This window comes from Pseudoalteromonas sp. G4 (assembly GCF_028875915.1).
Taxonomy (GTDB): Bacteria; Pseudomonadota; Gammaproteobacteria; order Enterobacterales; family Alteromonadaceae; genus Pseudoalteromonas.
Genome location: NZ_JAPEHW010000103.1, coordinates 1 through 11,727 on the forward strand (window position 1 = coordinate 1; position 11,727 = coordinate 11,727).

An 11,727-nucleotide genomic window follows, 5' to 3' on the forward strand; every position below is an offset into this window, starting at 1 on the left:
CTTTAGAATTTTAAAACGCAGTTTATGGGTCATTTAACTCGCTAGAATGATCAAAGGATTAATAAAGTTGGTATTAGTTCCAGCGCCTTGGGTCAAAGCCAAAGTAGTTCAGTAATAGATCAAAAATGACCGGATCATATGCTTTTAATTCGCTGGGTTTTTCAATAAAGGTTTCGGTGATCACCGCGAAGAACTCCGCTTCGTTGGTGGCGCCGTAACTATGAATAACGTGTGGCATGCCATACGCCACATGCGCTTTTAACACATTGTAGGCGCGGGAAAATTCGCGTCCCCAACTTTCATAGGTGAGTTTGTCTTTTAACAGCGGGGTGCCTGTTGTTGCACCAGTTTCTTGATCGAGTTGATGGGCAAACTCATGAAATACTAAATTATGGCCATCGTTTGGTAAACGGTTACCGTTAAGCACATCATGCCATGAAAGCACTAAAGTACCGCCTGGCCACGACTCCCCTTGCCTAACCGTTTGGTGAAAACTTACAAGGCCAGCGCCATCACGGCTTTCTGAATTTGCATAATAGGCGCTTGGGTAAAGCAAAATTTGCTTCACATTTTTATAAAGCGGCCACGGTTTATTTAGCACCAATACACAGGCATCGGCCGCCACAATCAACTTCATTGCGTGGTTTACCACTAGGCCATCGCGCCCTAAAAAGTCTTTGGTCGCTAAAAACCAGATGATGTGTTTTTCTAATCGTGCGCGCTCGCTATCTGTCATTCGGCGATAAATCGGCATGTACTTGAGTAATACATTGCGATCGCTGTCGCTTAATGTGCGATCTTTTAGTTTATGTTCCCAGTAAATATTGCGTAGCGCATCAAAATGCCAATACGCAGCGATAAATACCAAGGTTAATATTATTAATATGAAGTCCATGCTTCAGCCCTTTTCTACTTCTTAAGTAGTTATTGGGTGAAGCATGGCGTTGTTCAAGGTAGGAAATAAATTTTTTAGTTCTTTCTTAAAACAACAACGTCACGGAAAATTGATTCGCTCATGCGATGCGGCGCTTCAAATTCAAGTGCGCTAAGGCCTGCCGCTTCAAAAACCGCAATTAGCTCTTTGCGCTTTGGAATGTATTTATTAAACGCAATAACGCAAATACCATCTTTGTGCAGTAAATCGGCCCATTGCGGCGCACAATCTTCTAACACAGCAATTGGGTTTCGGGTTTTTTCAGTCGTAAAATGCTGCACACCGTAGGGAATATCACTAATGATTAAATGCTGCTTTTCACGTTTTAATAAATCACACGCGGTCGTCGCATTACCATTAATAATGCGGGTATTAACGCCCTCGGCGGTAAAATCAATAAACTTACCCTTGTTTTGTTTATTGGCTTTCCCGATAAAACCTTCTTTTAGCTCATGCTTTTGGCGGTGAAGCTTAGTCCATTTTTTAGCAAAGGTTCTAAAGTCCAAAACGGCATTCGGGTCTTGCTCAATGCCTTTTGATTTAATGCCATAACGCATTGCCCACATTAAAGTGGTGCCGCGCCCGCACATTGGGTCGAGCAATTTAATCTTGCTGACGTCTTTTTCTTTACAAAAACTCAAACCCACATTGAGCAGCAACTGGGTTAAAATTTCATTAGTTTTGCCTTTGTACTTGCTACCAAAGACAAAATCACTGTGTAAGTTAAAATCAGTATTTAGCGATAGCGGCGTTAATGTGCCCGAATCATGACTAAAAATACCTTGTACAAACGATAAACGAGCTAATACCTCAAGTTTTTGCTCTGGCAATTGGGTTTGCAAAAATTGCATGCCGCCAATCTCGTTTAGTGTAAGGTCATACTCGCCAATACACTGTGTAAACTCTTTTTGTGCAATATCGATGGTTTCGTTAAAATAAGCACCGTTTGCAACAGGTGATATCAAAATCGCAATGTCTTTCAAAACATTATCCTAATAGACAAATAATACCGTCAATTATATCGCGACTCGGACAAAGAAATAAACGCATGCTACCAATCAACCAGATTAAAACCGATTTTTTAGCCCATATTGGCAACAACAATAGCTATCAACCGATTATTGTTAGTGCCAACACGGGTACGGGTAAATCAACCCAATTGCCAAAGTGGTGCACGCAAAGCGGCAAAGTATTGGTCATTGAGCCAAGGCGTATTGCATGTACTAGCCTTGCCGAGCGCGTCGCTGACGAAATGCAAACGCCCCTTGGCGAAAAGGTGGGTTATGCCATTCGCTTTGAAATACAAGCAAACGACAACAGCGAAATAGTGTTTGTTACTCCGGGTGTGACACTGCGCTGGTTAAATAACGACAACAGCGAAATAGTGTTTGTTACTCCGGGTGTGACACTGCGCTGGTTAAATGAAGGGTTATTAAACGATTTCAATACCATTATGCTCGATGAGTTTCATGAGCGCCGCTGGGATACCGATTTACTGCTGGCTTTACTGCTTGAGCATAATAAAACCAGCAACCAGCCCTATCAGCTAGTGATAACCTCTGCCACATTAAACGCTGAGCAACTCATTAACTATTGCCAAGGCATACATTTACATGCCGAAGGTAAAGTGTTCCCAGTAGATGAGCATTACCTTGCCCCCGCCATGCGTGATATGCCACACAAAGACAACGTCACTGAACGCATGGCATTTGCCGCTGAAAAAGCATATCAACTTGGCAGCCAAGATGTATTGGCATTTTTGCCCGGCAAAGGGGAAATTCAACTTTGTGCCAGCTATTTGCGCGCACGAATGAGCGACCAATTCGATATAATCACCTTGCATGGTGCAAGCCCCATCAGCGAGCAAAAGCGCGCTTTGCAACCAGGGGAAAAACGCCGCCTTATTTTAGCGACTAACGTGGCAGAAACATCCTTAACCATTCCCGGTGTTGATGTGGTGATTGATTCAGGGCTTGAGCGCCGCACACATATTCGAAACGGCCAAAGTGTGTTGGATTTAACTGCGATTGCCAATGACTCCAAACTACAACGCCGCGGCCGCGCTGGGCGTATTAAACAAGGTGTTTACTTAGCCTTGTTTGGTCAACATGCACCGCTTGAAGCCCATACACCACCTGAAATCCAACGTGAAAACTTAACGGATATGATGTTGGCAGCCGCGGCAAATAATAATGCTCTTGGCAATTTACGCTTTATCAACCCACTATCACAACAAGCCCATGATTTAGCGTTTTCAACGCTTAAATCCATCAATGCCATTAACGATGCGGGTATTGCAACTGACTATGGTAAAGCCCTTGCGCCACTGCCCATTGACGTTTCGCTTTCCCATTTAGTGGCAAGCATGCCGAATAACCGCCTAAAGCAGGCAATGGCCGACCTTGCAGGTGCCCTAAGCGTGCCAGCCAAACTGTACACCCTAGATAAAAACTCAGAGAAGTTCCTGCAATTAGAAAGTGACTTTCCGAACCTCTGTGACTTTAGCTTGCTCATTGGCTTAGTGCGCGGCCAGTTTTTAGAGTATATCAGCGCAGAAGAAAACGCCTTGATTGAGGCAAAGCAATTTGCCAGCCAGCTGCGTAGCCATTTTGATTTACCCGAGCTAAGTAAATACGCCAGTTACAACATCACTGAATTGCAACACGCCATTGCCGCCTTACTGCCAAGCTGCGTGTATATTAAAAAGCAAAATCGCCGCGGCAGTTACAACAATGGTCAGCAAGAAGTGGTGATAGGCAAAGACAGCTACATCGGTAACGAACCCGACGCCCTATTGGTACTTAAAACCTACAGCCTTGCTGGGCGTGCAGTAAAAGACCGCAAAACACTGGCAACCAAAATAAGCCCCATAACAACCAGCGTTATTATTGATAATGACTTAGGTGAGGCAAAGCTATGCTCCTCAGAGATTACTGAGCAGAATGAATTAATTGGCAACTACCACTACCAATACGCAGGCACATCTTTAAAATCGTTTAGCGCCTTAATTAAAAGCCATGAATTTATTGCCGCCACCGTTAATCTTATTGAAACTGGCGCACTTTATGAGTCGCTTTTTGAAAAATTAACAGAGGAATACCAGCAACTCTGCCTTTATCAAAACGTGCATAGTACCGACTGGCTATTATTAGCACCACACGAACAAATCACACGAGTATTAAGTGATTTAGAAATAAGCTCGCTTGATGAGCTGGCACTTCTTGATAACAGTGATTTTGCTTATGGCTTAGTTGATGACTACACGTGGCAGCAATTTTGTGAGCTGTACCCGCTAACAGTGGTGTTGCCACAGCAACAACTCAGAGTGGAGTACTTTATTAGCGCGAAACGCGTAGTGCTTCATTACATGAGTGGCAAACGGGTTGAAGCGCCAAAAAAGTGGGAGCTACCCAACTTTAATGGCGCAAAAATACAATATCGCCGCGCCAGTAAATTGGTGGATATTAAGTAGGTTAATCTAGGCTCTTTGCAAGTGCTGCCATTTCTTGCTGTAGTACATTCACAAACTGCGCAACATGAAAACCGTCCATTAAGCCGTGGTGCACATCAATATTGAGTGGCATGGTGCCAAGCTGTTTATCGAATTTACCAAACACAAATTTGGGAATGCCATTTTGCTCACCAAACGGTGTTGCGTGGGAAAAACCCGTAAAATCAAGCCAAGGTAACACCGACACATGAATACAGTTAAGGCGCCCTTCTATTGAGTTAAATTGCTCTGAAAAAAATGGCTGACTTATTGCTGTTTCGAATGCAATTTTGCCTTTTTCACTAAAGTCAGCAAAGCCTTCCGCATAAGGTAAGTACGAAATTTTAAAGAGGTTTTGCTCATCTAATTGCACAGCGTTAATTTCAATTTTATCGCACAACCACACTTGGTTGTTATCAATACGATGACAAACGGGTTGGTAGCTATTATTGGCACGCAGCAAGGCGTACAGGCAGGCTAAATAGAAAGACTGACCACTTTGCTTACATGCAGCAAACAATTCACCCGCATCTATACGCACACAGACCGAAAAATACGGGTTTGCTAAGTCTTTAAAAAATGAAAAGTGTTCGGCGCGTTGCCAGGTAGAGAGGTCGATTTGAGTTGCCATAATCTTAAAATAAAAATGCCCGCAATTGCGGGCACCTTACCGAGCATAGCATGAACTTTCAAGCTCATTCTGTTGCTCATGTTTTTACAAGTAACAAACGGGTAAATTACAAACCGTTTTCGATGATTTCTTGCGCTAGTTCGTCTGCAATAATGTGCGTTGACTTTTGCTCATCTTCAGAGCGCTTGAAGATTTCGCTTAGTGTATCGAAAATACCTTCAACGTGCTTAGTTGCAGCTTCCGCACTATAACCTTCTGGCGCTGTTTCGTAGTAAACGTTGATGATACCACCTGCGTTAATTACGTAATCTGGCGCGTATAAAATGCCTTTTTCACGAATAATTTCACCGTGGCGTGGCTCTGCAAGCTGGTTATTCGCACACCCTGCGATAATGCCTGCTTTAATGCGAGGAATAGTCTGATCATTGATTGTTGCACCAAGTGCACATGGCGCGTATACATCAACATCTAGGTCGTAGATTTCGTCAATGTTAACCGCAGTTGCGTTAAAGTCGCTAACTACACGGCTAACACGCTCTTCGTTGATATCTGTTACAAACAGCTCAGCACCTGCTTCGTGTAGGTATTTACATAGTGTGTAAGAAACCGCGCCAAGGCCTTGTACTGACACTTTTACGCCCGCTAAGTCTTGATGACCGTGCTTGTGCTGGTAAGCCGCTTTAATACCTAAGAACGTGCCTAGTGCAGTAAATGGTGATGGGTTACCGCTTTTACCTTCAAGGCCAAGTACATAGTTTGTTTCAGTATTCATTACTGCTACGTCATCACAGGTGATGTTTACGTCTTCTGCTGAGTAGTAGCTACCACCTAAACGCTCTAAATGACGACCAAATGCTTTAAATAGTGCATCTGATTTGATTTCTTTTGCGTTACCGATGATTACCGATTTACCGCCACCGAATGGTAAGCGCGCAACAGCATTCTTATATGTCATGCCTTTTGATAAACGCAGTACATCGTATACTGCATCTTCGTCACTTGCGTAATCCCATAAACGACAACCACCCACTGCTGGGCCTAATTTAGTGCTGTGTACAGCAATAATTGCTTTTAAGCCAGTTTCTTTGTCTGCACAAAAAACAACGTTTTCGTGGTTATCAAATTCAGTACGATTAAAAACAGTCACACGACTCTCCAACTTGTAAATGTTTAACGCGTATAATAAGTATGGCGTTAAATGAACGGGTTATTCTTGGTTTGCACCGACTCTAACATTATCCTTTCATCAAGACTACAATTTTAGATGAACAACCCAGTTAAACTTACAATTAAACATATTCAATTCCATTTAACACTTACATAACGATAAACAATGCAATTACAGCGCTATTCCAAGCAAAATATCGCAAAGATCCGCTAATATTTAAATTGCAGATTGACGTTTACGTAAGCGATAAGCCAGTAAGATGGGAGAGCGTAAAGAAGAAATTACAGGGTTCAGAGCTTAATCAATGTGCAAACACTGCTCAAGCATAATTTCCAATCGTTTTTATCAGTTAAACGCTAGAGCGATGCAATAAAAAAAGAGCGCATAAGCGCCCTTTTACTATGTTAAACTTGTTGCTCAAGCAAAAATTATTTTAGTTTTGCGTCCAGCTCTTCAATTTTTGCTTTCCAGATTGCAGGGCCTGCGCTGTGCGCGTTGTTACCTTCGCTATCTACCGCAACGGTTACTGGCATATCTTCTACTTCAAACTCGTAGATTGCTTCCATACCTAAGTCTTCAAACGCAACAACTTTTGCTTTCTTAATTGCTTTTGATACTAAGTAGGCTGCACCGCCCACTGCCATTAGGTAAATTGACTTGTTGTTTTTGATTGATTCAACTGTTGCTGGGCCGCGCTCTGCTTTACCAATCATGCCTACAATGCCAGTGTTCTCAAGCATTAAGTCAGTAAATTTATCCATACGCGTTGCCGTTGTCGGACCCGCAGGACCTACTGCTTCGTCGCCTACTGCATCTACAGGGCCTACGTAGTAGATAAATTTATTGGTGAAATCAACACCTTCAGGTAAGCCTTCACCTGAATTAATCATGTCTTGTAAACGCTTATGCGCAGCATCACGACCAGTTAAGATTTTACCGCTTAACAGTACTGTTTCACCCATCTTCCAATCGGCTGTGTCTTCTTTTGTTAAGGTATCAAGGTTTACACGGCGTGTATCTTCACCTACTTCAAATGTTACTTCTGGCCAATCTTCTAGCTTAGGCGCTTTAAGATCAGCAGGGCCTGAACCGTCTAATGTGAAGTGAACGTGACGCGTTGCCGCACAGTTAGGGATCATCACAACAGGCTTGGATGCCGCGTGTGTTGGTGCCGTTTTGATTTTAATATCAACAACGGTAGTTAAACCACCAAGGCCTTGTGCGCCAATACCGGTTTTGTTTGCGCGCTCAAAAATTTCTAAACGTAGCTTTTCTTCCGCTGTTTCTGCGCCGCGCTCCATTAACTCATGAATATCTACCGGATCCATGAGCGATTCTTTTGCAAGTACTGCTGCTTTTTCAGCTGTACCACCAATACCTATACCTAACATGCCAGGTGGACACCAGCCCGCCCCCATAGTTGGTAGCGTTTTTTCAACCCAAGCAGCAACATCGTCAGATGGGTTAAGCATAACCATTTTAGTTTTGTTTTCAGAGCCGCCGCCCTTCGCTGCAATCATTACTTCAACTTCAGCGCCTGGCACCATGTCGATATGCACAACTGAAGGCGTATTATCTTTAGTGTTTTTACGGCTGCCTGCTGGGTCTGCAACAATTGATGCACGCAGTGGGTTATCTGGGTTAAGGTATGCGCGGCGAGTGCCTTCATCTACCATTTGCTGAACCGTCAAATCGGTTTTATCCCATTTAACGTCCATACCTACTTTAACGAAACACGTCACAATACCCGTATCTTGACACAGTGGGCGCTTACCTTCTGCCGACATACGTGAGTTAATTAAGATTTGTGCAATCGCATCTTTAGCCGCTTTGCTTTCTTCTTTTTGGTACGCCTTATCAAGCGCTTGTACGAAATCTAGTGGGTGATAAAACGAAATGTATTGCAATGCATCTTCGATGCTGTCAATAAAGTCTTGCTGACGGATAGTGCTCATTATGTATCCTTATTATATGCCGTGACGGTGGCAAATGTTTACAGTGTGAATAGTGTCAAACACAGCTTACTCATGCAATCTGTGCAGTAATTCGTTAAACTATGCATGTATAATAACCTCCCAACTCGTTTGCGACCAGTCTGGTAGTTAAAGTTAATGATAAATGAACAATTAATATGCAAAAAATTAGACTTAGCGCTAACTAGCGAGCACGTTTTTAGTTTTTTTGCAGATTTGCAGTATGCCATTTTCCTCGATTCGGCAAACCCAGCACACCCAAATAACCGCTTTGACATTATTGTGATTGACCCAATTTCACTGGTTGAAGTAAAAAACAATGTGACTTTTGTTGATAATCACCAAGCTGAGTGTGATGGGTTTAGTGCAATACACCACGCAATCAGCCCATTTGTAAAAGACAAAGCCCCGTTTGATTTACCGTTTTCTGGCGGCGCTTTAGGTTTATTCAGTTACGATTTAGGCCGCTCAATTGAAGTGATGCCAGAAATTGCGAAAAACGATATCGATTTAGGCCAAATGCTGGTGGGTATTTACCCCGATGCCCTGATATTTGATCATCACGAAAACCAGTGGTTTTATATCGCACAGCCATGTTGTGATAGCGAAACACGGCTTAATAATTACCTTGCACCGCTTACGGGCGCTGAAAGCGAGCGCATGCCATTTGCCTTATCAACTAAATGGCAATCAAACCTCAGTAAAGACGGTTATGGTACGCGTTTTGATAAAGTGCAAGAATACTTAAAAAGCGGCGATTGCTACCAAATCAATTTGGCGCAGCGCTTTGATGCTAGTTTTACTGGCAACCCTTGGCTTGCCTATTGTAAGTTGCGTAGCGCAAACCAAGCGCCATTTTCGGCTTATATTAATACTGGTGAGCAACAAATACTCTCACTTTCACCTGAGCGTTTTATTCAGGTAAAAGAGCGTCAGGTCGAAACTAAGCCGATTAAAGGCACAGTGCCGCGAAGCCAAGATGCAAAAATTGATAACGCCAACAAAGCACGCCTTGCAAATTCAACGAAAGATCGCGCTGAAAACGTGATGATTGTTGATTTACTAAGAAACGATTTAGGCAAAGTAGCAAAACCTGGTACCGTTGAAGTACCTAAGCTCTTTGATATTGAGAGCTTTAACGCAGTGCACCATTTGGTATCCACGGTTACATCAATCCTTGCTGATGGTTACAACGCGATTGATCAATTAAAAGCAGCATTTCCCGGTGGCTCGATTACTGGCGCACCCAAAATCCGAGCAATGGAAATTATTGAAGAGTTAGAACCTCACCGCCGCTCAATCTACTGTGGCTCAATTGGCTATATTTCGGCCTGTGGCACCATGGATACCAGCATTACCATTCGTACCCTGGTTTGTGAAAAAAGTAAAATTTATTGCTGGGCTGGCGGTGGCGTAGTTGCCGACTCAACTCTTGAGTCTGAGCTGCAAGAAACATACGATAAAGTAAATCGTATTTTACCTGTACTTGAATAGCTACCCGCTTTGGACGTGTTATGCAGTTAAGTGAATTTCTCGCTCGTTTTCATATTCAGCAGCCAAGCAATGATGTTGGCTTTCCAATACAAATGCGCAATATTGCCAAGCAAAGCGCTGTATTGGTGCCTCTGGTTAATGTGAACGATGAAATTCATTTATTACTGTGTAAGCGTCCTGACTATTTAAAGCATCACCCTGGGCAAATTTGTTTTCCTGGCGGAAAACTTGAACATTCAGACGATAATTTACTTGCCACAGCACTGCGTGAAACACATGAAGAAATTGGCATTGTGGTTAATAACAACCATGTGATTGGTGATATGGATAGTTATTGGACTCTTACTGGGTTTGAGATAAAGCCTTATATTGCTCTACTGCCAGAAAAGCCCAATTTATCTCTTGCTAGCGATGAAGTGGCAAATGCTTTTTACCTGCCACTTGCGGCTTTGATTGATCAAACAAATTGGCAAGATATTCAATTCACCCGCCAATTTTCGTCCTATACTCTTACAGGGTTCCAAACCGAGTATGGTTTGCTTTGGGGTGCTACCGCACAAATTATCCGTAATTTGATTAAACATCTAAATTAAGCACATAAGCATTAATCATACTAATTAAAGTTAACAAGTTTATAAATTAGAGTTATGATACTCGGCCGTTCAATGGTTAAGTAAGAGATATTCGTATGATAAGTGCATTCGATATGTTTAGTATCGGCATTGGCCCTTCCTCATCCCATACAGTGGGCCCGATGCGCGCTTCAAGACTGTTCGTAAAGTCACTACAAGAGCAAGGTATTTTAAACGACATTACCAGTGTGCGTTGTGAGCTATTTGGCTCGCTGGGTCAAACTGGTGTTGGTCATGGTTCGGGTAAAGCAGTTATTCTTGGTCTTGCTGGCCACGATCCTGAATCGATTGATGCCGATCTTGTACCAAGTATTCTAGAAAAAATTGAAAAAGAAGAAACCATCTACCTAGATCAAAGCCATGCTGCTGCATTTCCTAAAAAAGATGCAATTATTTTCCACCGTCGTAAAACACTGCCAAAACATTCAAATGCAATGAAACTTCAAGCGTTTAAAGGCGAAGAATGTGTTTTCAGCGAGATTTTCTACTCAATTGGTGGTGGTTTTATCGTTCGCGACGAAGATTTTGATAAAGAAAAAGAAGCTGCACTAGCTATTCGTCAAGAAAATCCTGCACCTTACCCATTTGATACTGGCGCAGAACTGATGGCGCAGTGTAAAGAGCACGGCTTAAGTGTGCCAGCTCTGATGATGGCAAACGAAAAAACCCTTAAAGCAGAGAGCGAGATCACAGACGAACTTTACAATATCTGGCTTGTGATGAAAGCCTGTGTTGAGCGCGGTATGCGAACCGAAGGTATTTTACCGGGCGGTTTAAAAGTAAAACGTCGTGCACCAAGTTTGCACCGCCAGTTAAATGTAGAAACACACAATGATCCTCTGCGTGCAATGGAGTGGGTCGATTTATTTGCCCTTGCCGTAAATGAAGAAAATGCTGCTGGCGGCCGTGTTGTTACTGCACCAACCAATGGCGCAGCGGGTATTCTTCCGGCAGTTCTGATGTACTACCATACGTTTATTAAAGAAGTGGATAAAGACATCGCAACGCGTTACCTACTTACTGCTGCTGCAATTGGCATTCTTTACAAAAAGAATGCGTCAATTTCAGGTGCTGAAGTGGGCTGCCAAGGTGAAGTCGGTGTAGCTTGCTCAATGGCTGCAGGTGCACTCACCGAAATCTTAGGTGGCAATGTCGAGAAAATTGAAAACGCCGCTGAAATTGGTATGGAGCACAACCTGGGATTAACCTGTGACCCGGTTGGTGGCCTTGTACAGGTACCGTGTATTGAACGTAATGCAATGGGGGCTGTGAAAGCAATTAATGCATCTCGTCTTGCAATGCGCGGTTCAGGTGAACAAAAAGTATCCCTTGATAAAGTAATCAAAACCATGTGGGATACGGGTAATGATATGAAAACCAAATATAAAGAAACTGCCCGAGGCGG

General features: G+C 43.0%; 9 protein-coding genes. 4 read left to right on the forward strand and 5 right to left on the reverse strand.

The genetic code is table 11. The features are described 5' to 3' along the window. Positions 1-73 precede the first annotated feature (73 nt). Positions 74-895, reverse strand: a complete 822-nt coding sequence (locus ON073_RS18870) for a M90 family metallopeptidase (protein WP_274763432.1) — start codon at positions 893-895, stop codon at positions 74-76. A gap of 74 nt (positions 896-969) precedes the next feature. After that, positions 970-1,917 (reverse strand): TRM11 family SAM-dependent methyltransferase, encoded by a 948-nt coding sequence (locus ON073_RS18875; protein WP_274763433.1) that lies wholly within the window; start codon positions 1,915-1,917, stop codon positions 970-972. Positions 1,918-1,982: 65 nt separating this feature from the next. Between ON073_RS18875 and ON073_RS18880 the strand changes: the two genes are divergently transcribed. Next, complete coding sequence (locus ON073_RS18880; RefSeq protein WP_274763434.1) at positions 1,983-4,406, forward strand: helicase-related protein; 2,424 nt, start codon at positions 1,983-1,985, stop codon at positions 4,404-4,406. Position 4,407: 1 nt separating this feature from the next. On the opposite strand, the gene ON073_RS18885 is transcribed toward ON073_RS18880, so the two are convergent. From ON073_RS18885 to ON073_RS18895, 3 genes are all read right to left on the reverse strand, one after another. Continuing rightward, positions 4,408-5,055, reverse strand: a complete 648-nt coding sequence (locus ON073_RS18885) for a CatA-like O-acetyltransferase (RefSeq protein WP_274763435.1) — start codon at positions 5,053-5,055, stop codon at positions 4,408-4,410. A 106-nt stretch (positions 5,056-5,161) separates the two neighbouring features. Beyond that, positions 5,162-6,202, reverse strand: coding sequence for a Leu/Phe/Val dehydrogenase (locus ON073_RS18890; RefSeq protein ID WP_274763436.1), 1,041 nt, complete (start codon positions 6,200-6,202; stop codon positions 5,162-5,164). A 449-nt stretch (positions 6,203-6,651) separates the two neighbouring features. After that, positions 6,652-8,178, reverse strand: coding sequence for a fumarate hydratase (locus ON073_RS18895; protein WP_274763437.1), 1,527 nt, complete (start codon positions 8,176-8,178; stop codon positions 6,652-6,654). 156 nt (positions 8,179-8,334) lie between these two features. Between ON073_RS18895 and pabB the strand changes: the two genes are divergently transcribed. The 3 genes from pabB to ON073_RS18910 all read left to right on the forward strand — a co-directional run. Further along, positions 8,335-9,690, forward strand: a complete 1,356-nt coding sequence (gene pabB / locus ON073_RS18900) for an aminodeoxychorismate synthase component I (RefSeq protein WP_274763438.1) — start codon at positions 8,335-8,337, stop codon at positions 9,688-9,690. 20 nt (positions 9,691-9,710) lie between these two features. Further along, positions 9,711-10,283, forward strand: coding sequence for an NUDIX hydrolase (locus ON073_RS18905; RefSeq protein WP_274763439.1), 573 nt, complete (start codon positions 9,711-9,713; stop codon positions 10,281-10,283). Between the two features lie 95 nt (positions 10,284-10,378). After that, positions 10,379-11,727, forward strand: a 1,349-nt coding sequence (locus tag ON073_RS18910; protein ID WP_274763440.1) for an L-serine ammonia-lyase, incomplete at its 3' end; no start/stop codon positions are given.

Coding starts and splice junctions, on each gene's coding strand:
- ON073_RS18870 (WP_274763432.1), bottom strand. CDS start 895: ATGGACTTCATATTAATAATATTAACCTTGGTATTTATCGCTGCGTAT.
- ON073_RS18880 (WP_274763434.1), top strand. CDS start 1,983: ATGCTACCAATCAACCAGATTAAAACCGATTTTTTAGCCCATATTGGC.
- ON073_RS18885 (WP_274763435.1), bottom strand. CDS start 5,055: ATGGCAACTCAAATCGACCTCTCTACCTGGCAACGCGCCGAACACTTT.
- ON073_RS18895 (WP_274763437.1), bottom strand. CDS start 8,178: ATGAGCACTATCCGTCAGCAAGACTTTATTGACAGCATCGAAGATGCA.
- pabB (WP_274763438.1), top strand. CDS start 8,335: ATGATAAATGAACAATTAATATGCAAAAAATTAGACTTAGCGCTAACT.
- ON073_RS18905 (WP_274763439.1), top strand. CDS start 9,711: ATGCAGTTAAGTGAATTTCTCGCTCGTTTTCATATTCAGCAGCCAAGC.